The organism is Hartmannibacter diazotrophicus (assembly GCF_900231165.1).
Taxonomy (GTDB): Bacteria; Pseudomonadota; Alphaproteobacteria; order Rhizobiales; family Pleomorphomonadaceae; genus Hartmannibacter; species Hartmannibacter diazotrophicus.
Genome location: NZ_LT960614.1, coordinates 3,640,801 through 3,662,796, shown reverse-complemented (window position 1 = coordinate 3,662,796; position 21,996 = coordinate 3,640,801). Strand labels below are relative to the sequence as shown.

The 21,996-nt window shown below is 63.7% G+C and carries 20 protein-coding genes and 2 pseudogenes; 4 read left to right on the top strand and 18 right to left on the bottom strand.

The window, feature by feature from the left end:
* Positions 1 to 3 precede the first annotated feature (3 nt).
* The 3 genes and pseudogenes from HDIA_RS25895 to HDIA_RS17085 all read right to left on the bottom strand — a co-directional run.
* Positions 4 to 414: pseudogene (locus tag HDIA_RS25895) on the bottom strand (allophanate hydrolase-related protein); the annotation flags it as partial.
* Between the two features lie 9 nt (positions 415 to 423).
* A pseudogene (gene hpxZ, locus HDIA_RS17090) lies at positions 424 to 819 on the bottom strand (oxalurate catabolism protein HpxZ); the annotation flags it as partial.
* A gap of 26 nt (positions 820 to 845) precedes the next feature.
* A complete protein-coding gene (locus HDIA_RS17085; RefSeq protein ID WP_099557260.1) occupies positions 846 to 2,075 on the bottom strand; it encodes an amidohydrolase family protein in 1,230 nt (409 codons plus the stop codon).
* A 117-nt stretch (positions 2,076 to 2,192) separates the two neighbouring features.
* On the opposite strand from HDIA_RS17085, the gene HDIA_RS17080 reads away from it, so the two are divergent.
* A complete protein-coding gene (locus HDIA_RS17080; RefSeq protein WP_099557259.1) occupies positions 2,193 to 2,819 on the top strand; it encodes an HAD family hydrolase in 627 nt (208 codons plus the stop codon).
* 57 nt (positions 2,820 to 2,876) lie between these two features.
* On the opposite strand, the gene HDIA_RS17075 is transcribed toward HDIA_RS17080, so the two are convergent.
* The 13 genes from HDIA_RS17075 to HDIA_RS17015 all read right to left on the bottom strand — a co-directional run bounded on the left by HDIA_RS17075 (position 2,877) and on the right by HDIA_RS17015 (position 15,797).
* On the bottom strand, positions 2,877 to 3,605 hold the full coding sequence (locus HDIA_RS17075; protein ID WP_099557258.1) for a GntR family transcriptional regulator: 729 nt from the start codon (positions 3,603 to 3,605) through the stop codon (positions 2,877 to 2,879).
* 33 nt (positions 3,606 to 3,638) lie between these two features.
* Positions 3,639 to 5,039: an AtzE family amidohydrolase gene (locus tag HDIA_RS17070; RefSeq protein WP_099557257.1), complete on the bottom strand. Its 1,401-nt coding sequence runs from the start codon at positions 5,037 to 5,039 to the stop codon at positions 3,639 to 3,641.
* A gap of 4 nt (positions 5,040 to 5,043) precedes the next feature.
* The gene (locus HDIA_RS17065; protein WP_099557256.1) at positions 5,044 to 5,229 is read right to left on the bottom strand and encodes a DUF4089 domain-containing protein; all 186 of its coding nucleotides are present in this window, start codon (positions 5,227 to 5,229) and stop codon (positions 5,044 to 5,046) included.
* Complete coding sequence (locus HDIA_RS17060) at positions 5,226 to 5,921, bottom strand: cysteine hydrolase family protein (protein ID WP_099557255.1); 696 nt, start codon at positions 5,919 to 5,921, stop codon at positions 5,226 to 5,228. The genes HDIA_RS17065 and HDIA_RS17060 overlap by 4 nt, the downstream gene beginning before the upstream one ends.
* 11 nt (positions 5,922 to 5,932) lie before the next feature.
* The gene (locus HDIA_RS17055) at positions 5,933 to 7,483 is read right to left on the bottom strand and encodes an ABC transporter ATP-binding protein (RefSeq protein ID WP_197708042.1); all 1,551 of its coding nucleotides are present in this window, start codon (positions 7,481 to 7,483) and stop codon (positions 5,933 to 5,935) included.
* Between the two features lie 2 nt (positions 7,484 to 7,485).
* Entirely contained in the window at positions 7,486 to 8,580 is a 1,095-nt protein-coding gene (atzD, locus tag HDIA_RS17050) for a cyanuric acid amidohydrolase (protein WP_099558968.1), read from the bottom strand.
* A 31-nt stretch (positions 8,581 to 8,611) separates the two neighbouring features.
* Positions 8,612 to 9,337, bottom strand: a complete 726-nt coding sequence (gene biuH / locus HDIA_RS17045) for a biuret amidohydrolase (RefSeq protein ID WP_425432902.1) — start codon at positions 9,335 to 9,337, stop codon at positions 8,612 to 8,614.
* 33 nt (positions 9,338 to 9,370) lie between these two features.
* Positions 9,371 to 10,390 (bottom strand): formamidase, encoded by a 1,020-nt coding sequence (locus HDIA_RS17040; protein ID WP_099557254.1) that lies wholly within the window; start codon positions 10,388 to 10,390, stop codon positions 9,371 to 9,373.
* A gap of 25 nt (positions 10,391 to 10,415) precedes the next feature.
* Positions 10,416 to 11,339 carry an ABC transporter permease gene (locus HDIA_RS17035; RefSeq protein WP_099557253.1) on the bottom strand — a complete coding sequence of 308 codons (924 nt, stop codon included), beginning with the start codon at positions 11,337 to 11,339 and terminating at the stop codon, positions 10,416 to 10,418.
* Entirely contained in the window at positions 11,339 to 12,448 is a 1,110-nt protein-coding gene (locus HDIA_RS17030; RefSeq protein WP_099557252.1) for an ABC transporter permease, read from the bottom strand. Before HDIA_RS17030 ends, HDIA_RS17035 begins: the two co-directional genes overlap by 1 nt.
* A gap of 223 nt (positions 12,449 to 12,671) precedes the next feature.
* Complete coding sequence (locus tag HDIA_RS17025) at positions 12,672 to 13,787, bottom strand: BMP family ABC transporter substrate-binding protein (RefSeq protein WP_099557251.1); 1,116 nt, start codon at positions 13,785 to 13,787, stop codon at positions 12,672 to 12,674.
* A 378-nt stretch (positions 13,788 to 14,165) separates the two neighbouring features.
* Entirely contained in the window at positions 14,166 to 15,140 is a 975-nt protein-coding gene (locus HDIA_RS17020) for an isopenicillin N synthase family dioxygenase (RefSeq protein WP_099557250.1), read from the bottom strand.
* A gap of 93 nt (positions 15,141 to 15,233) precedes the next feature.
* A complete protein-coding gene (locus HDIA_RS17015; protein ID WP_099557249.1) occupies positions 15,234 to 15,797 on the bottom strand; it encodes a hypothetical protein in 564 nt (187 codons plus the stop codon).
* Positions 15,798 to 16,563: 766 nt separating this feature from the next.
* Here HDIA_RS17015 and HDIA_RS17005 point away from each other — a divergent pair.
* Positions 16,564 to 17,220 (top strand): TerC family protein, encoded by a 657-nt coding sequence (locus HDIA_RS17005; RefSeq protein WP_099557247.1) that lies wholly within the window; start codon positions 16,564 to 16,566, stop codon positions 17,218 to 17,220.
* Between the two features lie 186 nt (positions 17,221 to 17,406).
* On the opposite strand, the gene HDIA_RS17000 is transcribed toward HDIA_RS17005, so the two are convergent.
* Complete coding sequence (locus HDIA_RS17000; RefSeq protein WP_099557246.1) at positions 17,407 to 17,613, bottom strand: hypothetical protein; 207 nt, start codon at positions 17,611 to 17,613, stop codon at positions 17,407 to 17,409.
* Positions 17,614 to 18,446: 833 nt separating this feature from the next.
* Positions 18,447 to 19,010, bottom strand: coding sequence for a hypothetical protein (locus tag HDIA_RS16995; protein ID WP_099557245.1), 564 nt, complete (start codon positions 19,008 to 19,010; stop codon positions 18,447 to 18,449).
* Between the two features lie 1,077 nt (positions 19,011 to 20,087).
* Between HDIA_RS16995 and HDIA_RS16990 the strand changes: the two genes are divergently transcribed.
* On the top strand, positions 20,088 to 21,098 hold the full coding sequence (locus HDIA_RS16990; RefSeq protein ID WP_099557244.1) for a Bug family tripartite tricarboxylate transporter substrate binding protein: 1,011 nt from the start codon (positions 20,088 to 20,090) through the stop codon (positions 21,096 to 21,098).
* A 105-nt stretch (positions 21,099 to 21,203) separates the two neighbouring features.
* Positions 21,204 to 21,713 (top strand): tripartite tricarboxylate transporter TctB family protein, encoded by a 510-nt coding sequence (locus tag HDIA_RS16985; RefSeq protein WP_099557243.1) that lies wholly within the window; start codon positions 21,204 to 21,206, stop codon positions 21,711 to 21,713.
* The last annotated feature ends 283 nt before the right edge of the window (positions 21,714 to 21,996 follow it).

The window sequence follows — 21,996 nt, the reverse complement described above, 5'->3', positions numbered from 1 at the left end:
CGATCACGCCTCGGCGCTGGCCGTGAGATAAGCGCGCCAGCCGCCAAAGCGGCTGATGTCCTCTGCACCGAGGGTGCCTTCCTGCTCGCAGAGGAAGCCCTTGACCGTCGAGCCATCCTCCAGCCGCACCGTACCGATGCCGAGCGGCGAGGGGATCGCCGCAACGAAGCTGCCGAAAGCCGCCGGCGAGAGGGCCCAGATTTCCGTTTCGATCGCATGTCCCTTGCCATCGGCGACCCGGATGAGGCCGGGGCGGGCCGGATTGCTGCCCGGCAGGGCAAAGAGGCGATAGCCGGGCGCCGTGCGGGTGGCCCGCCTGAAGGCGGCGCCGAGCGCCTGCAAGGCCGAGTTCAGCGGCAGGCCCGTCATGTGCGCGCCGACCACGGCAAGATCGATCGTTTCCGGGCCATTCGCCGGATGATCCGGGTCGGGGATGACGCTGACGTGCGCGGCGACCACGCGCCAGCCCTTCGAGGTCCGCATCCAGGTCTGCATCTGGCGTCCGACCTTGTCCGGTGACGCCTCGCGCCGGAAGAGGGTCGACGCCACGGCGAAGTCGCGGCCATAGGTCGTGATCACCGCACGGTCGAGGCTTCGCGTCAGGCCCTTCGGAGACCGTCCGGCCCGGAAGGCCGCGATCTCGGCAAAGCCATAGAGGTTTTCCGTGCCGCCATAGCGGATCGTGGTGGGGGCTTCATGGAAGAGCGCATCCAGCATGGCGACGTCATTGGTGACGAGCGCCGTCTCGTAGGTCGCGAAGGCTGCCTCCACTTCGGCCCTGATTTCGGGAATGTCGATTTCGAGCGGGCCGTTCGGCATGGCGGGTCGATCCTTGTTGTCGTGTTTCATCGGGGGCTGTTCAGAAGGCGCGGCAGGGCGTGCTCGAAGGTCTGGCGGCCGGCTTTCCAGCCGGCGCGCGCCTGAGCGATGCCGGCGACCGCATCGGCGGGGCTTGCCGCATCGAGGAGGACAAGGTTTGCCGGCGCGCCGACGGAGACGGACCAGTCCGCTTCGCCCGTCAGGCGCGCGGCCCCGTCGCTGACCATCGAGAAGACCGACGACAGGCCCTCTTCAAGCCCGACCTGTGCCACATTGGCGAAGAGGTTCGCCATGCGCATCAGCGAGGCGTCGCCATAGGGCGTGAAGGGATTGCGGACGTTGTTGGTGGCGACGGACGTCAGGACGCCGCGCTCGGCGAGGCTGTGGGCGGGCGCGACGCCGCGCGGGACGAGATGGTCGCGGTCGCGGCCGTTCAGATAAAGATCGGTGGCTGGGAGCACGGTGACGGCGACACCCGCCTCGGCGAGCGTTTCGGCGGTGCGTTCCAGCACATCTTTCGGCAGGGCGGAGAGCTTCGTCACGTGGCCGATGGCAACGCGTCCGCCATAGCCATGCCGCCGGGTCGCGGCAACGATTGCGGCAAGGCTGCCACCAGTCGGCTCCAGATCGAAGTCGAGGTGGAAATCGAGATCGACGCCGTGCCGTTCGGCCAGGAGGAAGAGGCGGCGGATCTGCTCGTCCGGGTCGGTGTCCGTATAGGGGCAGCCGCCGAGGAGATCGGCGCCGTTCGACAGCGCTTCGTCGAGAAGCTCTTCCGTGCCGGGGTCGTTGGTAAGGCCCTCCTGCGGGAAGACGCAGATTTGCAGGTCGAGGAAATCCGCAAAGTCGCTTTTCAACTGGAGGATGGCCTCGAAGGAGGCAAGCCCGACGCGAGGATCGACCTCGACATGGGTGCGCATGCGCGTCGTGCCGAAGCCGACCGCTTTTTCCAGCACCGTCCGGCCACGCTCGCGCACGTCCTCGCGGGTGAAGCCGCGTTTGGCGGCGGCGGTCTCGGTGATGGCCTCCTTCAGCGTTCCCTCGCAGAGCCGGCAGCGATCCATGATGCAGGCCTTGTCGAGATGGATATGGCTGTCGACGAAGCCGCGAAAAACGAGCCCGCCGTCGCAAACGAAGGCGTGCATGTTGGCGTCGATCCGGGGTTCGACGGCGGCGATGCGCCCGTCCGCGATGCCGATGTCGACCGGGGCGGTCCGACCCGGCGTGCGGGCCTGCCGGAGAAGAAGATCAAACATGAAAAACGCTCGTTACAGCTGCGGACGGGGAGGGGACTTGCGGAAAAGGTCGTCGAAGACCACTTGCCCTCCGTGTCCGGGAATGGCACTCAACGGCCATTCGAAGAGGAGAAGAGAATGGAGATCAGGGCAGTCGCCTTCGACATCGACGGAACGCTCGTGGACAGCGAGCCGCTGCATTTCGAGGCCCTGCAGACGGTCTCCACACGCTATGGCGTGGTCATCTCGCCCGTCGAGCCCGATCACACCGGCACCAGCATGGACGACGTCTGGCTCTATCTCAAAGGCGGCTATCCGGAGAGCCTGACGCAGACGGTCTGGATGGGCGAAATCCTCGAGGAATATCTCGCGGGCCTTGCCGGCCTGCAGCCGATGCCCGGCGCGCTGGAGACCATGCATCACCTGAAAGCCAACGGGCTTCGGCTCTCCTGCGTTTCCAATTCGATCCGGCGCATCGTCGACGCGAATATCGCCTCGCTCGGCATCGGCCATCTGACGGATTTCACGATCAGCCGGGACGATGTCTCGGTCGGAAAGCCTCACCCCGAGCCCTATCTGACGGCGGCGGAGCGGTTCGGCGTGCATCCGGCGGAGATGCTTGTGGTCGAGGACAGCCTCACCGGCCAGCGCGCCGCCGAAGCGGCCGGCGCCCGCGTGCTGCGGCTCGGCGCCGACATCGCGCATCTCGGCGAGATCGTCGACTGGCTCGGCCTTGCCGCTCCGGCGCAGGAAGCCGCCGGCTGACGCCTTTCGCATCCTGGTTTTCCGGCCAGATGTCGTCGTTGCGGAACGAGGGGCCATTCAGGTCTCCTCGCTGACAAGGTCCGCCGGGCCGAAGTCCGGATGGTCAAAGCTTTCGACATAGTCTTCGGCAGCGTCGCGCACGATGATGATGTGGTCGCGCATCGCCGTCGCCGCCCCGTCCCTGTCCCCCCGCAGGATCGCCTGAACCACCTTGTCATGCTCCGCATAGGAGAGGGCGAGGCGCGCAAGGTTGCGGAACTGCGCGCGGCGGAATGGTTGCAGGCGCAGGCGGGTGGAGAGCGTCAGCTCGGCGATGTGGCTGTTGTGCGCGCCGGCATAGATGGAATTGTGAAAGGCCTCGTTGACCTCGTGGTAGCGCTGCGGATCGCCGGTGCGAATGAGATCGCGCAGGGTCGCGTGCGTGCGTTCCATCTCGTGGCGGTCCTGCGCGGTCATGTTCATGGCGGCCATTCCGGCGCAGAGCCCTTCGAGTTCCGCCATGGCCATGAAGAGTTCGCCGAATTTGGTCGCAGAGAAGGGCGCGACGACCGCGCCGCGATGGGGCCGAAGCTCGATGAGGCCGCCAGCGCCAAGCTGGCGCAGGGCCTCACGGACCGGCGTGCGTGACACACCGAACCGCGCGGCAATACGGGCTTCGTCGAGCGGGGTTCCCGGCTTCAGCTCGCCGCGCATGATCTCGTCGGCAAGCTGCAGCCGGAGGTCCTCGGTTCGTGTCCGCCCCGCCGGTCTGCGCTTCGATCTTGCCGTCTTGATCCGCTCGTTCATGGTTCCCTTGCCAGCGACCCTCGCCGGGCCTTCCTATGCGATCATGGCCACAGGCGCCCGGGCGATGCCGTCCATCTGCAACTGGTGGGCGACGCGCAGGGCGATGTCCTCGCGCCAGGCAGGCGCAATGACCTGGACGCCGATCGGTAGCTTGGCGCCATCGAGCCAGACAGGCACGGCGACCACCGGAAGGCCGATGAAGGAGATCGGCTGGGTGAAGATGCCGATGTTGGCGCGGGCCGGCAGTTCCTCGCCGTCGAGAACGACGGTCTTGGTGCCGGACTTCGGCGCGTGGAACGGCGTCGCCGGAGCGAGGATCACATCCACCGTCTCGAACATCTTGCGCATTTCCTCGCGGAACCACGTCCGGAAGCGATGGGCCGCGACCACCCAGGCCCCCGGCACGAAGGCGCCAGCGATGAAGCGATCGCGGGTGTCGGGATCATAGTCGGCGGCGCGTGCCTGAAGCTGCTTCAGGTGCAGGCCCGAGGACTCGGCGTTGGTGATGACATAGGCGGCCGAACGCGCGCGCAGCGCCTCGGGAATGACGACCTCCTCTGTGGCCCCGAGCGCCTTGGCGACGAGATCGACGGCGGCGCTCGCCTCCGGCATCTGGCGCTTGCGGAAATAGTCCCCCGCAACGGCGATGCGCAGGCCGTCCGTTCCCCGCTTCAATTCGGAGACCGTCGGCAGAATCGGCTTCTTCGCCTGCCAGTGGTCGAGCGGATCGTGGCCCTGCATGGCGTCGAAGACGAGCGCCAGATCCTCGGCCGAGCGCGCCATCGGGCCGAGATGGTCCAGATTGGCGACGAAGGGGAAGGTGTTGACGCGGGAAAGGCGACCGAAGGTCGGCTTCAGGCCGAAGAGACCGCAGAAGGACGCCGGGACGCGGATCGAGCCGTTCGTGTCGGACCCGAGCGCGACCGGGACCATGCCCGAGGCGACCGCCGTGCCCGAGCCGCCGGAGGAGCCACCCGACATGCGGCCGGGATCGTGCGGGTTCAGCGCATTGCCGTCGTGGATGTTCTCGCCGGTGAAGTCATAGGCGTATTCGCCCATGTTGAGCCCGCCGATCAGCAGCGCGCCGGCGGTCTTCAGCTTCGAGATCAGCGTGGCGTCGGCCGCGGCGGGGGGATTATCGCGATTGATCCTCGAGCCGGCGCGGGTCGTGACGCCCTCGATGTCGTAGAGGTTCTTCACCGCATAGGGAACGCCGGCGAGCACGGGTGCCTGGCCCTTGGCAATCATTGCGTCCACCGCATCGGCCTCGGCCAGCGCACGGTCGGCGGTGACGTCGGTGAAGGCATGAAGCTTTTCGTCGATGGCGGAAACGGTCTCGATGGCGCGGATCGCGATGTCGCGGGCCGAAACCTCGCGGCGCTTGACGGCAGAGGCGATCTCGGCGCCGGACTGGTGCAGAAGGTCCATGGACATCGGATCAGGCCTCGAAGACGGAGGCAGGCTCAACGTGCATCTCGAGCGGGAACTCGTTGACGAACGCGGCGATCTTACGGGTGTTGACCATGTTGGCCACCACGGTCGGCTTCCATTCGGGGGCGATCTCGATCCCCATTACTCGGGCCATCATGTCCACATAGGCTTCGACGTCGAAGTCCTCGGTCATCCTGCACTCTCCGCAATTCTTGATTCTGTCTTCGCAACCGCGTCCTCAAGACTCGCAAGGGGCGCGGTCCAGCCGACGATAGCACCTTGCGCCCGGATCATCTCCATCGCGGCCGCCTTGAATTCGGGAAAATAGCTCTCGGTCGCGTCCTCGATCAGGAGGTTCTCGTAGCCCCGGTCGTTGGCCTCGCGCATTGTCGTCTGGACGCAGACTTCCGTCGTCACGCCGGCAAAGATCAGATGGGTAATGCCATGTTTCTTCAGGATCTCCCCAAGTTCCGTGGCGTAGAAGGCGCCCTTGCCGGGCTTGTCGACGACGTATTCGCCCTCGATGGCGGCGCATTCGGCGACGATGTCGTGGCCCGGTGAGCCGTGGATCAGGATGCGGCCCATCGGACCGTCGTCGCCGATGCGCAGGCTCGGGTTTCCGCGAAGGCGCTTGGCGGGCGGACAGTCGGACAGATCGGGCTTGTGGCCCTCGCGGGTGTGGATCACGGGCCAGCCGTTGTCGCGGAAGACCTTCAGCAGGCCTGCGACGCCCGGAAGGATCGCCTGCAGCAGCGCGACATTGTTGCCGAGCGTTTCGCCGAAGCCGCCGGGCTCGATGAAATCGCGCTGCATGTCGATGACGATGAGCGCCACCTTGTCCTCGGGGAAGGAGTAGGCGAAGGGCTTGGCGTCGACGGTGATCATGGGTGCTCCCGTCAGTGATGGCCGGCCATGGCCTGGCCGATGGTGTTGCGGTCGGTCTCGGTGGTCCTGGCGACGTAGGTGATCTGGCCCTCCGACATCACGGCGACGCGGTCGGCAAGCTCCAGGATCTCGTCGAGGTCCTCGGAGACGAGAAGGACGGCTGCGCCCCGGTTGCGCTGGTCCATGATCTGGCCGCGGATTTCCGCGATGGAGGCGAAGTCGAGGCCGAAGCAGGGGTTGGCGACGATGAGGACGTCGACGTCGGTCGAGAGTTCACGGGCAAGGATCGCGCGCTGGACGTTGCCGCCGGAGAGATTCTGGATCGGTTCGTCGGGCGAGGGCGTCTTGACCCGGTAGGACGCGATCAGTTCGCGGGCCTTGGCACGCATCGGGCCGGGGGACATCCAGCCCCGACCCTTGGAAATCGGCGGCTGGTCGAAGGAGCGGAAGGCGAGGTTCTCGGCCACCGACATCTTGGGCACGGCGGCGTTGCGCAGAGGCTCTTCCGGCAGGCCGAAGACCTTGAGCTTGGCCATCTGCTGGCGCATCGGCTCGTAAGGTTTGTCGTGGACGAAGAAGCGGCCGTCGGAAAGCTCGCGCTGGCCGGACAGCGTTTCGATCAGTTCGGACTGGCCGTTGCCCGATACGCCCGCGATGCCCACGATCTCGCCTGCGTGGACCTTGAGATTGACTGCGGAAACCGCCGGCAGGCCGTCGTCGCCATCGGCGCAGATGCCGGCGAGATCGAGCACGACGGGCTGGCCGGTGAATTCCTTGCGGGCGGCCTGCTCGCGCAGCTTCATGTCGCCGATCATCATCTTCGACATTTCCTGCACGGAGACCTGCCCGGTCATGCCGCCGCCGACGCGCTGGCCCCGGCGAAGGACGGTGAATTCGTCGGCGAAGGCGGTCACCTCGCGGAACTTGTGGCTGATCATCAGGATGGTGAGGTCGCCTGCGTCGGTCATGGTGCGCAGGAGGCCGAGGATCTCGTCGGCCTCGCCGGGGGTGAGCACCGAGGTCGGCTCGTCGAGGATCAGGAATTTCTGGTCGAGATAGAGCTGCTTGAGGATTTCGAGCTTCTGCTTTTCACCGGCGGCGAGCGAGGAGACGGGCACGTTCAGCGGCACACGGAAGGGCATCTTGTCGAAGAGCGCGTCGAGCGACTGGCGCTCCTTCTTCCAGTCGATGACGGCGGGGACATCGGCGCGAGCGATGACGAGGTTTTCCGTCGCCGTCAGCGAGGGCACCAGGGTGAAGTGCTGGTAGACCATGCCGATGCCGAGATCGCGGGCGATCTTCGGGTTGGCGATCTCGGTCTCGGTGCCGTTGACCAGCACCGTGCCGCGCGTCGGCTGATAGAAGCCCATGATGCATTTGACGAGGGTCGACTTGCCGGCGCCGTTCTCGCCAAGAAGGGCGTGGAAGGAGCCCGGCCTGACGTTGATCGAAACGTCGTCGAGGGCGACGAGCGAGCCGAAGATCTTCGTCATGCCGATCGTTTCGAGGCCGATCGCGCGCGATTGCGGGGCCTCGATGGGAGCTGTCGCCACTGCCGTCATGATCAAGCCCTTCCCGTTGTGATGGATATGCCGTCGTCCGGCCGTGATGCGATGAGCGCCACCGGGCCGCCGCCGTCCGGCCCCTGATGCTCCGCACCGCCGGAGACGAAGATCTCCGAATGGCCGACAAGGCCCGCGAGCACTCCGGCCACGAAGGCACGGGCGTGGCGCGTGGAGGAGATGTCGCTGTCGTCGAGCATGGTGTGGCGATGGCCGCGCAGGGAGCCGGTGGACCCGGCTTCGGCCTTGGCGAGCAGTGCCTTCAGGCGCGGACGTTCGGCGGCGGCGATCTGGCCGTTGCCCGAGAAGCCGAGGCGCATCAGGCTGGCGCGCACCGACTCGGCGTCGATCTGGTCGACCATCACGGCATGGTCGACGACGAGGTCGCCGCACCACTCATCGCTCATGCCGAGAACGACGATTTCATGATCGAGGAGTTCGACGCCGCCGGAGGTCGAGGCCCTTGACGAGAAGACCGACATGTCGCGTCCGATGACGTCATTGCCGATGGATGTTTCGTCGATCTCGCCGAGGGCGAGGGCAACGCCAAGCGCCGATGCGCCGCGCGAAAGGCCCATGGATTTCAGCGTGTCGCGTGTCGCGACGCTTGCGCCGCGCGCCTCGGCCTCGGCAATGCGCTCGGCGGTGAGCAGCGGGCACTTGATCTGGACGAAATGGACGTCGGCGGGGTCGGTGAAGCCGGCGTCGGCCATTGCGGCGCGGACGCCATCAGCGACCATCAGGACCTGCTCGCGGCGGCCGAGATGCTCGAAGGCAAGGTCTGCGGTCCGGGTCGAGCCGATGGCAAGGGCCGGGGAGGGGCCGCTGCCGTTTTCGCGGCGTTCCAGCACCAGCATGTGGGGGCTGAGCGCGCCTTCGGTGCCGCCGGACATCACCATGGAAATTTCGTCGAGCCTCTCGGCGCCGACATGGGGCGCGAGCGCGTCGCGCAGGGCACGGATGGCGAAGGCGCGGGTGAAGTCGTTGACGCAGCCGTTGCCCTCGGTCTTGCCGAGGATGCCGACGATCCCCTCGGGCCGGATGGTGCCTTCGCCGATCGCAGCCAGAAGCGGCGCCACATCATCGGGCGCGCGCATGGACAGACGATGGACAATGGCTTCACGCACGTCAGGAAATCCCGTTGATGAAATCGATGGAGGTGGCGACAGCGCCGAAGACGCCGCCCTGCATCTTGACCATGTCGAGCGCGGCAAGGTGGTTTTCGAGCTTGGTGGCGGCGGTGCAGTCGGACAGAAGCAGGCACTCGTAGCCGCGGTCGTTGGCGTCGCGCATCGTCGTGTGGACGCAGACGTCCGTCGTCACGCCCGCCAGCACGATGTTGCGGATGCGCTTGGTCTGGAGGACGAGGTCGAAGTCGGTGGCAAGGAAGGTGCCCTTGCCGGGCTTGTCGATGATCGGCTCGCCGGCGATGGGCTGAAGCTCCGGGATGATTTCCCAGCCGGGCTCGCCGCGCACCAGGATACGTCCGCAAGGCCCCTGGTCGCCGATGCCGGCGCCGATGCGCTGCGAGCGCCAGCGCTTGTTGGCGGGAAGGTCGGAGAGGTCGGGCTTGTGACCCTCGCGGGTGTGGATGACGGTGAAGCCCTTTTCACGGGCGACGCTCAGGAGATTAGCGATGGGCTCGATCGGCGCGCGGGTGAGCGAGATGTCATAGCCCATGGAATCGACGTAGCCGCCGGGCGCGCAGAAGTCGATCTGCATGTCGATGACGACGATGGCCGTGTTCTCCGGCCGCAGGTCGCCATCGAAGGGCCAGAGGTAGGGATCGGAGGCGATTGTGCGCCCGCCCGGCACCATGGCGGCATCGACCCGTTCGTCGAGGGTGTCGGTCATCGGTGGATCCCTCCTGCCTGACCGTCCATGGCCTTACTCAGCCGCATCTTTATGCGCCTTTTCGCCATAGACCCGCGTCGGGGCGTCGAAACCGCAGGAGGTGCCGTCGGTGTGGACCACCTCGTCCTCCCAGGGCAGGCGGTATTTGCCGGCGACCATGTCGGTCATGAAGGTGTAGGGGCAGTCCTGCGCGCCGCCCTTGACCGCCACGTAGCCGCGATGGCCGAACTGGTAGATGTTGTTCTCAACGCCCCAGTGGATGCGCGCTTCACGGACCAGATCGGGGCGCACTTCGGCGGTGATGATTTCGTCGGCTCGGCCCGTGGTGCCGTGGGCGATCACCTGACCATCGAAATTGACGATCATGCCCTCGCCCATGGAATCGAAGCTGCCGTCGGAGCCGCACATGCAGACATTGGCGGTCACCATCAGGTTCTGGAAGGCGTTGGCCTGATTGGTGAAGCGCCAGCTATCGCGGATCGGGGCGGTGTAGCCGGCGGTGCGCAGCATGATCTCGGCGCCCTTGTAGGCGCATTCGCGCGCCATCTCGGGGAACATGCCGTCGTGGCAGATGATGAGGGCGAGCTTGCAGCCCTTCGGCCCCTCGATCACCGGAATGCCGAGATCGCCCGGCTCCCACGGTTCGACCGGCACCCAGGGATGGAGCTTGCGGTAATAGAGCTTCACCTCGCCCTGATCGTCGATGACGAGGCCCGTGTTCCAGGGATTGCCGTCCGGATTGTACTCCATGATGGAGAAGCAGCCCCAGATCCGGTTGTCGATGCAGGCCTTCTTGAAGGCGGCGACTTCCGGTCCGTCCATCCGGCACATGATGTCCGGATTGGTGTCCATGGAGAGACCGTGCAAGGCGTATTCGGGGAAGACGACGAGGTCCATGGTGCCCAGATTGCGGCGGGCCTTGCCGACCATCTCGACGATCCGCGCCGTCTGGGCGGCAAGATCGTCCGGCGTCGCGACGACGGGCAACTGCAGCTGCACGAGGCCGATGACGACGCCGTTCGGCGACTTGTTCAGTCCTCCAAGACCGTTCATGGCGATACTCCCGGATCCTTGTAGGTTATTTCGTGATCGACAGTTCGCCCGGCGCGCCCTTGAGCGAGCGCTTCGGCGAAATCGAGACGATCATGATGAGAAGGGTCATCAGGTAGGGCGCGGCGTTGAAGAAGTGATAGCCGCGCGAGATGCCGATCGACTGGAGCGCCGGCCCGAGCGCACCGGCGGCCCCGAAGAGGAGGGCCGCGCCGAAGCAGGCGAGCGGGTTCCAGCGGGCGAAGATGACGAGCGCGACGGCCATGAGGCCCTGACCGGAGGAAAGGCCCTCCGTCCAGCTTCCCGGATAGTAGAGTGAGAGGAAGGCGCCGCCGACGCCGGCGAGAAAGCCGCCGAAGGAGGTCGTCAGAAAGCGCACGAGATCGACGTTGACGCCGAGGGCCAGCGCCGCCGGGGCGCTGTCGCCGGTCGTGCGGATGACGAGTCCGAGGCGCGTGTTCTTCAGGCCCCACCAGAGCAGGACGGCGAGCGCGATGCCGATCAGGAAGAGCGGATTGACCTCGAGGGCCTGCCGGACCTGCGGATTGTCGGACCAGTCGCCGAGCGAGATCGAGGACAGGCGCGGCGCGGCAGGCTGGATGTAGGCCTTGCCGAAGAAGAAGGCGAGGCCGGTGCCGAAGAGCATCATGGCGATGCCAATGGCGATGTCGTTCACCTTCGGCAGCTTGCAGATGTAGCCGTGCATCGCGCCAAAGAGGGTGCCGGCGAGGCCGGCAACGAAAACGCCGAGCCAGGGCGAGCCGGTCTCGTAGGAGATCGCGTAGCCCGTCATCGCGCCGAAGACGAGCGTGCCTTCAAGCCCGAGGTTGATGCGGCCCGATTTCTCCGTGAGGCATTCGCCGAGGCTGACGAAGAGGAAGGGCGTGGAGACGCGGATCGCACCCGCGATCATCGCGAAGAGGACGGTGGAAAGGCCGGCGTCGTCACCCATCACTTCACTCCCTTCGGTTTGAAGATGCCAAGGCGCCCGTACATCGTTTCGCTGACGAGCAGGATCACGAACATCATGCCTTGCAGCACGAGCACGGTGGCGTCCGGCAGGTCCATGCGGCGCTGGACGAGGCCGCCGGAGGCGGCGATGCCGCCAAGCATGATCGCGACCGGGATAATCGCGAGCGGATTATGGCGGGCAAGGAACGAGACGAGGATGCCGGTGAAGCCGTAGCCGGCAATCAGCGAGGCGTTGGCCTTGCCGTGGATGGCGGCGACCTCGAAGTAGCCGGCAAGACCGGCAAGCGCGCCGGCAAGGGCACAGGAGACGACGACCAGCTTGCCAACCGGCAGGCCTTGGCCCTGCGCCGCGCGGACATTGCCGCCGGTGAGGCGGGCGGCAAAGCCGAAGGTGGTGCGGTTCATCAGGACCCACACCGCGATGCAGGCGACGATGCCGAAGGCAAGGCCCCAGTGGACCGAGGTGCCGGGCATCGGGCCGATCATGTTGTCGGGACCGATCGGCATGGTCGACGGCTTGTTCGGGTCGGAGGGATCGCGCAGCGGCCCCTCGACGAAGAAGTTGAGGATCGACGTGGCGATATAGAAGAGAAGCAGCGAGGAGATCGTCTCGTTGATGCCGCGATAGTGGCGCAGCCAGCCGACGAAGCCGATCCAGAGGCCGCCCGCGATGGCCGCCGCCACGAACATGACCGGCATGACGAGAAAGTTGGGCGCCCAGGGCACCAGCGGGATCGCGATCGAGGCGGCTGCGAAGCCGCCGAGGATGAGGGCGCCTTCGCCGCCGATCACGGTCATGCCGAGGCGAGCGGGAATGGCGACGCAGAGCGCGGTGAAGATGAGCGGGGAGGCGCGCACCAGCGTGTTCTGCCAGGAGAACGACGTGCCGAAGCCGCCCTTCCAGACCAGCGAGTAGAAGTCGATCGGCGACTTGCCGACCAGAAGCAGGAAGATGGAGAAGGCGAGCGCCGAAACCAGCAGCGCCAGCAGCGGGATCACCACGAATTCCGAGGAGCGCCTGAAGCGATCGAGAAATTCGCTCAATGCGACACCCTGCTGTACCTCTGGCTGCATGGAAACCTCTGCCATGGCTGACCCTTCCTTCAGGTGACAAACTGCGAAGAGGCGCGAAATCCCTTCTCCCCGGCGGGGAGAAGGTGGCTGCGGAGCAGCCGGATGAGGGGAGCGGGATCGACCCCGCCCGGGCGTCCGGACGGGATTTCGTATTCCCCCTCACCCGCCCTCCGGGCACCCTCTCCCCGCCGGGGAGAGGGAAACGCGTGGCATCAGCCGTGGAAGGACGGATTTCCCCTCACGAGATCGAGCCGACGACGCCCTCGATGAGGTAGTCGGTCTGGTCGAGGGAGGGATCGTAGTTGTCGAGGGTGGCGCCACCCGCGACCAGAACCGAGCCGTCCTGCTTGTTGATCGGGCCGACGAAGATCGGCTTGCCGGACTTGACCTCCTCGCGGGCAGCGTCTGCCGCCGCGATGGCAGCTTCGGACGCGCCGGCGCCATAGGGCGTCGACTGGACGAAGTCCTTGTCGAAGCCGCCGCCGATGAAGTTCGGCAGGGCCTCGCCGGCCGCGAGCTTGGCGGCGTAGTCCTTGTAGATCGTCGACCACTTGTATTCGGCGCCGGTGATGAAGCCCTTCGGGGCGAGCGGGGCCTGCGAGGCATTGTGGCCGCAGCACTTGATGCCGCGTCCCTCGGCGGTCTCGATCACGACCTTGGGGCTGTCCACATGGCAGGTCAGCACGTCGCAGCCGGCGTCAATCAGCGCGTTGGCGGCTTCCGCCTCGCGGACCGGCATCGACCATTCGCCAGTGAAGATCACCTGCACGGTGGCAGCGGGGTTGGTCTTCTTCACGCCGAGCGCGAAGGAGTTGATGTTGCGCAGGACGGTGCCGATCGGCTTGGCGGCGACGAAGCCGAGCTTGTTAGAGGTCGTCGAGAGACCAGCGGCGATGCCGTCGACATAATGGGCCTGGTCGAGATAGCCGAAGTAGCTGCCGGCGTTCTTCGGGTCGTCCGGCGTCCAGAGCGGGGCGGCGTGGCGGAACTGGACGTCGGGATACTTGGCGGCCATCTCCAGCACGAAGGGCTTGTAGTAGCCGAAGGAGGTGGCGAAGATCAGCGAGGCGCCGTCGAGGTTGATCATGGATTCCATCGACTGCGAGACCGCGACCGTCTCGGGCACGTTCTCTTCCTCGACGACCGTGACGCCGGGCACTTCCTTCAGCGCCGCCGCGGCGACGGCGTGCGCCTGGTTCCAGCCGAAGTCGTCACGCGGGCCGACGTAGAGAATGCCGACGGTGAGGTCGGCGGCGAAGGCCGGGCGCGTCAGCAGGGTGCCGGCGCTGAGGCCGAGAAGACCCGCGGCGGAGCCCTTCATGAAGGAGCGGCGATCCAGATTCTTGAAAACCATGATGAAAACCCCCTTGAAGGCCGCGAAAAGACGGATTCGACGCCGGCGGCCTGTCTTTGTGATGGCTGTGCCTTTTTCTTCTTCGTGGGGCTTCTGGCGGATCTGCGTCCGAAGGCATGAGCCCTTTGTTCGGGGACTAATCCGCAAGGCGCGTGCCAGTTCACTTCTCGTCGCAGGGGCGATTCGTTAACAAAAGTGAAATCAATGAATTAAGGAAAAGTGCGGACGCTGGACCCGCGAGAGAAAAGCCCAAATGCGGCGTGCTCCGCGTCATTCAATCGCGCAATTGCATACAACTGCGCTCCATCTGGTCGAAATTTAAGCAATATGGCCGTCAGGGCTGCATATCGTGGCGGCATGCGATGCCGCCACGGACAATCAGGTCGTCACTTTCTTGCGGAAATCGTATGTCGCATCAAGGCGTTGCTTGAGATAGTCGGCACCCGTGACAGGTGGGTATTTTGCAGTCGATCCGGCTTCGAGACAGGTCGGCAGGCAGGCCACGTCCGCGTCCGGGTTGGGGTCGAGGAAGAAGGCGACCGAGTAGCGCTCGCGACCGCCACTGTTGAGAACGCGGTGGGGCGTCGAGACATAGACGTCGTTGGTCCAGCGCATCAGGCAGTCGCCGATGTTGCAGACGAAGTTGCCGGGCATGGGCGGGGCCTTCAGCCAGGTGCCATCGCGCCGGCGCACTTCCAGCCCGCCGACATCGTCGGTCATCAGCAGGGTGATGTTGCCGTAGTCGGTGTGCTCGCCGGCGCCAAGCTGGCCTTCCTCCGCGCCCGCGGGATGGGGCGGATAATGAAGCAGGCGCAGGACGGCCATCGGCTGGTCGAGCTTGTCCTCGAAGAAGTCCTCCGGCATGCCGAGATCGATGGCGATCGCCCGGTGCAGCAGGCGCCCGACATTCCAGGCGGCCTCATAATAGGCAAGCATCGTCTCGCGGAAGGCCGGATCCTGCGGCCAGACGTTGACGCCGCGGAAGGGTTCGCCGCGTTCGATTCGCGGATCGTCGGGCGCAAGGTCGAGGCCGATGTTGAAGGCCTCCTTGAGGTCGGCGGGTTTGGCGGTGTCGAGCTTTTCGCCGAGCAGGCCGACGTAGCCGCGATTGTGCGGCGATTTCTCGATCGAAAGCGGTGCCTTGTCCTCGCGGGGGAGGGCGAAGAAATCGGCTGACCGGCCGAAGACCGCCTCGATCAGGTCATCCGGGATGCCGTGGCCGGTGACGTAGAAGAAGCCCGGACCGCGCGCCGCCGCGCCGATCGCATCGGCGACAGCCTTGAGCGCCGCGTTGCGGGCCTGCGGCGCCGCGGTGACGAGCGGGGAGAGGTCGATGACGGGCAGGCGTTCCATGAGATACCTCGGATGGGTCGGGCAGGTGGTCCGAGCTTAACGATAGGCGGGCGCATGCAAAAGGTCTTGCTCAGCAGGGGGCTGCGGAATTTTTCACGTCCTGCGGGCAGTGCCCGACGCTTCGGCCTGGCCGGCGAAAAGCCATGTCACCAGGAAGAGGAGGGACGCGACGCTGTAGGCGTTGAGCTCAAAGAGGCGATGCAACGCCTGCGGATCGAGTTCGGCAAGCGGCTCGCCGAAGCGGCCGTGGAGAACTGCGAAGGCGACGAAGGCGAAGCCGGCCAGACCCACCGCCCAATGGCGTTCCCGGTGGCGGAAGGAGAGGGCGGCGATCATGACGCAGGGCGCAAGGAAAAGCTCCGTGCCTGACGCCTCGCCGAAAAGCTTGGTGATGAAGATCGTGTCGACCATGCCAATGAGTGGCACCAGCACGCGCGCCAAGGTCGGCCATCGGCGGCCGAGGAGTGGAATTGTCAGAAAAATGGGCATCGACAGCATGGTCCAAAGCGACGCCCATGCGTCGTCGCCGACCATGAAGACGAAATAAAACGGATAGAACGGCTTGTTGGCGGCAATGGCGAGCGACAGGCGATGGCTTGCCCGCTGCAGCGGATCGGCGGGTGTGACGCTGTCCCTCAACCATTCCGCCGATCGCATGCGCCCCTCCGGTCCATCGCCGATCCGGCCCGGGGCGCTTCTGGAGCGGCGGGCCTGCGAAGGCTTCTACGGCTTATGGCTGCTTGCGGATGACGTCGGGTGCGAGCCCAAAACGCAAGAAGGGCCGCCCGCCCGGGCAGCCCTTCCATTGCCATCCGCAAAGCGGGGGCAAAACCCTCAGCTAGAACGCCCCCTGAAGGCGACGTTCTCAGCCGAGGTGCCCAGCACCTGCGGATTATGACAATGAGACACTGGATCACCTCCTTTCAATACGTTGACGACTCGAGAATGCTAACCCGGAAAATCGAATTCGCGAAGCCCTCAATTTCGGCAGGCCGGGGCTGAATGATGGGCATGGTCGCCTGCCATGAAAGCCCGTCATCCTTCCGCGAGTGCGCCTCACAAAAAATTTTCACTGCGGCCTTGAAACGGATGATCCGCGAATACACTTACGTTTTTATCAGGCCGGGCCCCTCTGGCAGCTCAAGGAGCTGCGATGTCGGACTGAGTGACAATTGAGTGGCCTGACACCTTGCCTTTCCGACGTGGACAAAACGAAACGTATGTGACGGACGATGCCTTTCACGGTGAGCGTTGGCGTCGCGTTGTCGCACGCGCTGCAGTTTCATGCCGGAAGGAAGGGATGCAGCACTCTCTCCAATCGGGTGCCCTGGCAAATTCCGGGACCCTGTTGGTGTGGGTGCCGTTTCATCCCAGCGAAGGACGGCAGGCCATTCTCCCCTGTTCTTGAACACGGAGAATTGGCATGGAGGGACTTCTTGCTGAACTGACCTCGCCGGAGGCGCTGACGGCGCTCCTGCAGGTTATCATGATCGATCTGGTGCTGGCTGGTGACAACGCGATCGTCATCGGCCTTGCCGCGGCGGGGCTGCCCAAGGAGCAGAGGGCCAAGGCTATCCTGATCGGCATTGGCGCTGCGACGGTGATGCGTATCGGCTTTGCCGGCATTACAACGGTCCTGTTGCAGATCGTGGGGCTGCTGCTCGCGGGCGGACTGCTGCTGCTCTGGGTTGCCTGGAAAATGTGGCGTGAACTGCGGCACGGCAATCACGATGCCGAACATGCCGGCGACGCGGATGACATCGCGACGGCCGGAAGCGTCGGCGCGCCGAGGAAGACGTTTGCTCAGGCCGCCTGGCAGATCGTCGTCGCGGACGTTTCGATGTCGCTGGACAATGTGCTTGCCGTCGCTGGCGCGGCGCGCGAGCATCCGTCGGTCCTCGTGATCGGGCTTGTGCTCTCGATCGCGCTCATGGGGCTTGCCGCGAACTTCATCGCGGGCCTTTTGAACCGGCACCGCTGGATCGCCTATGTCGGCCTTGCGATCATCGTCTATGTCGCCGGCGACATGATCTGGCGTGGAACGCATGAGGTGGCGCCGCTCGTCGTCGGCTGGCTCTGATCCACAAACGCCTCGTGCCGACTCGTTGGCACGGGGCTTTTTCACGTCCGTCTCAAACCCTGCATCCCGCAAGAGGGCGGAAGATCACTTGGGGGCGGTGTACCCGCCGGATGCGAAGGGCGAAAACAGAAAGGCCTCGATCAGCAGATCGAGGCCTTTCTTTTGTTCTTCGGCGAGTGGCCGGTCTCAGGCCGCATTGGGAAGATGCGTCTGATGCGAGAAGGCCACGTTGGTGCCGCGCAGGCGATCCTTGGCGGGAGCCGCGATCTCACGAGCATTGCGGATGATCGCGGGAAGCAGGCGGGCGTCCTTGACGACGATCTCGGCGAGAACAGCGGCGAGGCCGGCGACGGAAACGGCAAGGGTGGCATACTCGAGGAAATGAGCAGACATGGCGAAAATCCTTTCTGGCGGTTCAAGGCGTCTGGTTCCTCTGCCGGGAGCATCACTGCCTTGTTGCACTGCTTATATGGCCACCCATGTCGCGTGGTCAATGGTATCTGGCATGCCAGTTTTGCAGGGCTGATATCGAATAATCTCATATAGCTAGCGGCTCTCTTCGCTTCGCAAAATCTCATGCTGCAACTGCGAAGTGGAAGTATTGGCATGCCACATTCCAGCGCACTTTCGGGCGGACCGGGGAGCCGGATGGGATAGAGAAAGGCTGCAGCTGGTCGCCGTTGGGCTCTGAAAGGTTTTCTATGATTAAAAATCCGATGAAACCGCATAATTTCGGGTTTCTTGGATGAATTCCAAACGACTATATCCAAAAAATTGTGTATATATTTTAGACAATGAACTAATATTAACAAATATAACTATGATTATACATGATGCTTGGCGTCGGCGACAGTTCATTCCCGGCAACAGGCTGTTAAAACCATTAAGTCGCGATTTCGAGGCGTTGCGTTGCTCTGGTTTTCAATCGATTTTGCTTCCGATTGCCCCTTGCTATCAAGGGGTTGGCAATTCGGGCTCCGGAGCCTGAACGGGTGGGTGCATGGCTGACGATTATCCATGCATGAAATGCAGGTCATGAGTCTTCAGGTATCGAATGACGCATGGGCTGGTAGTTCGAGCGCCGCGCCCATGTGGAGGCGAGGGGCGTCTGATCCGGCTGCGGGCGCCGCCCGGCGGGTCCTGATCTTGCCGGCCTTGAAAAACAGACGGGCGGAAACGAGGCCGCCGCCCCCGTTCCCGCCCGCCTGGAATCGTGCTTGTGACGCTTACTTCAGCTTGTCGACATCGATCCCGATCGTGATGGCGCCGATTGCCTTGCCGCCGTCGGAGATCGAGAGGCTTGCCTGGGCAATGTTCTTGCCACCGTCTTCCTCGACTTCATCGATGAAGATGGCATCCGGGCCGGCGGCGTAGGTCTTCTGCCACTTGGCCTCGTCACCCTGGAAATAGTCGCCGGTGCCGTCGGTCTGTCCGACATTGAGGCCCGCCGCATCCATCACGAAGGCCTCGGTGATGACATCGCCGGCTTCCGAGCGCTTGGCTTTCAGGAAGGTCGAGAGATCGTTGGCCATGAGCGCAGCCATGGGCTCACCGCCTTTGCTCTCCTTCCAGGCATCGTCCATTTCCTTGATCTGGAAATAGTCGGTCTTGGCATGTGCCTCGTTGGACTTCTTGACGGCTTCGATCACCGCCGGGTCGGAAAGCCAAGGCTTCACGTTGGCCGTCACATAATCCGTCACCGGCTTCACGTGGGCTGCTTCCTCCGCAAAGGAAGCGGTGGGAAGTGCGATGGCTGATGCGAGCAGGCAAGCAGCGAGAAGGCTTTTCATGTTTCCCCCTAAGACTTTGTTTTGTTCATTGCGGCTTAGTCCGCGGCACGGACCGTAACACCTTGGCATTTGTTATGCCAACAAGAATCCATGCGAATTTATTCAGAAAAAATTGGTGCAACGCGAAACAAGAGATTTGGTATTTATTTCGAATCCTTGGGGCAATGGAGGATATGAAAATATAAACCGGCATTTAATTGGCATGCCAGACTTAAACCTGACCGACCCTGACAGGGTGCAGACCGGCGCGTCGGGTGGGGAATTGCGAAGCCGGGCAGGGTAATTCGCGTGAGGGGGAGGGGAGGCAACGCTCTGCCGGTGGCCGACGATCGGCCCTGCGAGATGTCTCGTCCATCGGCCGGCATGAAAGGCCGGACCGCCGGGACGGAGAGGCGTCCCCGAGTGCGCAAACGCGCCGCCGGGGCGACGGACAAAGCCGAATCGACGATGGCCCCGTTTTCCGCCGGTTCCGCCTGGGCCGACGACGGCGGGCGCGCCGCGCGAGGCCGCCCGGAAGCCGCTGGCAGGGGAGGATTGCCATGACGCGCGCTCGCAAGATGCATTAACGTTTCCGGGAAAACTGGTATTCAATTTCGCTAAAACGATTGAATTTATAGATATTTAGCCGCAATGTGCTCATACGTCGCGATTTGAAAACCCTTTGGTCGTTGTGGGTGTGCACCAAGGGCGAGATAATCATGACGAGCAAGGCAATGGTGCCTTGCGGGGATGGATTTCGCGTCGGTCACGCCTGTAGCAGTTGTTGCGTGATCAGATGAATTTACAACGATGGTGCAACGCAGCAACTATTTTTCTTCGCGGTCACTCGGATTGAAGTCAAAGTGAGGGCGGTTTCGGTATCCTTTTGATCAGATTGAGTCTTGTTGGTGTTTTGCGGTGCCGAAGCAGTGGCCCGAGGCGAGACGAAATCAGTCAGAAACAGGCATCGTTGGCCCCCGGATAGAAGAAATCTAGTTGATTTGGATGTCTCTGCCATACATTATGCCAGACGTCCGGCGGCTCGATCGTTGGCGAAATTAGAAAAACATCCGTTAGAATCGAACGGGAGGAAATTTTATGAAGAAGACCGTGTCTTCATTCCTGGCTGGGGTTGCCGCCGTGGGTGCCTTTGCCCTGGGGACCGTGGCGACGCCTGCTCTGGCTTGGGAGCCAGATAAAACGGTTGAATTCATCGTGCCGGCTGGTTCCGGCGGCGGTGCCGACCAGATGGCCCGCATGATTCAGGGCGTCATTCAGAAGCACAATCTGATGTCGCAGCCGCTGGTGGTCATCAACCGTGGCGGTGGTTCCGGTGCGGAAGGCTTCCTTGATGTGAAGTCGTCCGAAGGCAACCCCGACAAGATCATCATCACCCTTTCGAACGTGTTCACCACCCCGATGGCGACGGGCGTTCCCTTCTCCTGGAAGGACCTGACCCCGGTTGCGATGATGGCTCTCGACGAGTTCATCCTGTGGGTGAACGCGCAGTCGCCCTACAAGACCCCCGCGGAATACATCGACGCCGTCAAGGAAGGCGGACCGTCGAAGTTCCAGATGGGCGGCACCGGCTCCAAGCAGGAAGACCAGATCATCACCGCTGCCATCGAGCAGAACACCGGCGCCAAGTTCACCTACGTTCCCTACAAGGGCGGTGGAACGGTGGCGGCGCAGCTCGTCGGCAACCACATCACCTCGTCGGTCAACAACCCGATCGAGGCCGTGTCGCAGTGGCGCGCGGGTGAACTGCGTCCGCTCTGCGTCTTCGACTCGCAGCGTGTCCAGCTCACCGACAAGGTCACCGCCGACATGTCGTGGGGTGACATCCCCACCTGCACCGAGGCCGGTCTTCCGATCGAGTACCTCATGCTTCGCGGCATCATGATGCCCCCGGGCGTGAGCCAGGAGCAGGTCGACTACTACGTGGACGTCCTCTCGAAGGTCCGCGAGACCCCGGAATGGAAGGACTTCATGGCCAAGGGCGCGTTCAACACGTCCTTCATGAAGGGTGAAGAGTACCACGCCTGGCTCGAGAAGGCCGAAGCGACTCATCACGACCTGATGGACAAGGCCGGCTTCCTCAAGAAGTAAGCTGCCCTCGCAGTCTTCCGCCTCCGGCCGCAACGGCCGGAGGCGAACCATGCCGATCGGGTATGGCCAAAATCTTCAGCAAGATAAAAGGGATCGGGGGCGTCAATGGCTCACGAGGTTAATGAAAAGAGCGAGCACACCGTCTCGCACAGATCAGTCGAGTTGTTTGTGGCCGCGCTGTTGATGGTCGTGGCGCTCGTGGTCATGTACGACAACTGGAAGACGGGTGCCGGTTGGGCCTTCGACGGACCGGAGGCTGGTTATTTCCCCTTCTGGATCGGCGTGATCCTGCTGGTCACCAGCGCGGGAACCTTCATCAACACGCTTCGTCACAGCAAAGTCGGTCTTGAGACGTTCGTTGAGCGCCAGCAGCTCAAGCAGATCCTGCAGGTTTTCATTCCTGCGGTCGTCTACGTTGCCACCATCGGCTACATCGGCATCTACGTGTCGTCGGCCATCTTCATCGGCTTCTTCATGATCTATCTCGGCAAGTATCCGATCTACAAGGTCGTGCCGGTGTCGATTGGCGTGCCGCTGTTCATGTTCGTGCTGTTCGAGGTCTGGTTCCTGGTTCCCCTGCCGAAGGGTCCCCTGGAAGCTGCTCTCGGTTACTGATCGAAAACGGCGACCGCGCGTCGCCCGCCGTTGACACTGTCCTGACGTTCCACAGTTCTTCAGACTTCATGACATCAATCGAAATTTTGATGCCTGTCAGGTTTGCCGAAGAATGGTTTCGCCGGGCTTTGCAAGAGCTTATCCGTTCGTCTGGCGACAGGCACGCAGAAGGCTCGTGGAACCGTACCAGTCTTTCACACTGAAACGTCTGGTGCTGCAGCAGTGTTCCGGCACGCGGCCAAAAAATTTTGCGAAAATCGCTGGCATGCCAAAAATATGCCAA

Bases quoted from the DNA above. Each gene is read 5' to 3' on its own strand.
- HDIA_RS17040 (WP_099557254.1), bottom strand. From the start codon at position 10,390: ATGAACGGTCTTGGAGGACTGAACAAGTCGCCGAACGGCGTCGTCATC.
- HDIA_RS17005 (WP_099557247.1), top strand. From the start codon at position 16,564: ATGGAGGGACTTCTTGCTGAACTGACCTCGCCGGAGGCGCTGACGGCG.
- HDIA_RS17070 (WP_099557257.1), bottom strand. From the start codon at position 5,039: ATGTCCATGGACCTTCTGCACCAGTCCGGCGCCGAGATCGCCTCTGCC.
- HDIA_RS17015 (WP_099557249.1), bottom strand. From the start codon at position 15,797: ATGCGATCGGCGGAATGGTTGAGGGACAGCGTCACACCCGCCGATCCG.
- HDIA_RS16990 (WP_099557244.1), top strand. From the start codon at position 20,088: ATGAAGAAGACCGTGTCTTCATTCCTGGCTGGGGTTGCCGCCGTGGGT.
- HDIA_RS16985 (WP_099557243.1), top strand. From the start codon at position 21,204: ATGGCTCACGAGGTTAATGAAAAGAGCGAGCACACCGTCTCGCACAGA.
- HDIA_RS17055 (WP_197708042.1), bottom strand. From the start codon at position 7,483: ATGACGGCAGTGGCGACAGCTCCCATCGAGGCCCCGCAATCGCGCGCG.
- HDIA_RS17020 (WP_099557250.1), bottom strand. From the start codon at position 15,140: ATGGAACGCCTGCCCGTCATCGACCTCTCCCCGCTCGTCACCGCGGCG.
- HDIA_RS17060 (WP_099557255.1), bottom strand. From the start codon at position 5,921: ATGATCACCGTCGACGCCAAGCCCTTCGCCTACTCCTTCCCCGAGGAC.
- HDIA_RS17085 (WP_099557260.1), bottom strand. From the start codon at position 2,075: ATGTTTGATCTTCTTCTCCGGCAGGCCCGCACGCCGGGTCGGACCGCC.
- HDIA_RS17030 (WP_099557252.1), bottom strand. From the start codon at position 12,448: ATGGCAGAGGTTTCCATGCAGCCAGAGGTACAGCAGGGTGTCGCATTG.
- atzD (WP_099558968.1), bottom strand. From the start codon at position 8,580: ATGCGCGCGCCCGATGATGTGGCGCCGCTTCTGGCTGCGATCGGCGAA.
- HDIA_RS17035 (WP_099557253.1), bottom strand. From the start codon at position 11,339: ATGGGTGACGACGCCGGCCTTTCCACCGTCCTCTTCGCGATGATCGCG.
- HDIA_RS17065 (WP_099557256.1), bottom strand. From the start codon at position 5,229: ATGACCGAGGACTTCGACGTCGAAGCCTATGTGGACATGATGGCCCGA.
- HDIA_RS17075 (WP_099557258.1), bottom strand. From the start codon at position 3,605: ATGAACGAGCGGATCAAGACGGCAAGATCGAAGCGCAGACCGGCGGGG.
- biuH (WP_425432902.1), bottom strand. From the start codon at position 9,337: ATGACCGACACCCTCGACGAACGGGTCGATGCCGCCATGGTGCCGGGC.
- HDIA_RS17025 (WP_099557251.1), bottom strand. From the start codon at position 13,787: ATGGTTTTCAAGAATCTGGATCGCCGCTCCTTCATGAAGGGCTCCGCC.
- HDIA_RS17080 (WP_099557259.1), top strand. From the start codon at position 2,193: ATGGAGATCAGGGCAGTCGCCTTCGACATCGACGGAACGCTCGTGGAC.
- HDIA_RS17000 (WP_099557246.1), bottom strand. From the start codon at position 17,613: ATGTCTGCTCATTTCCTCGAGTATGCCACCCTTGCCGTTTCCGTCGCC.
- HDIA_RS16995 (WP_099557245.1), bottom strand. From the start codon at position 19,010: ATGAAAAGCCTTCTCGCTGCTTGCCTGCTCGCATCAGCCATCGCACTT.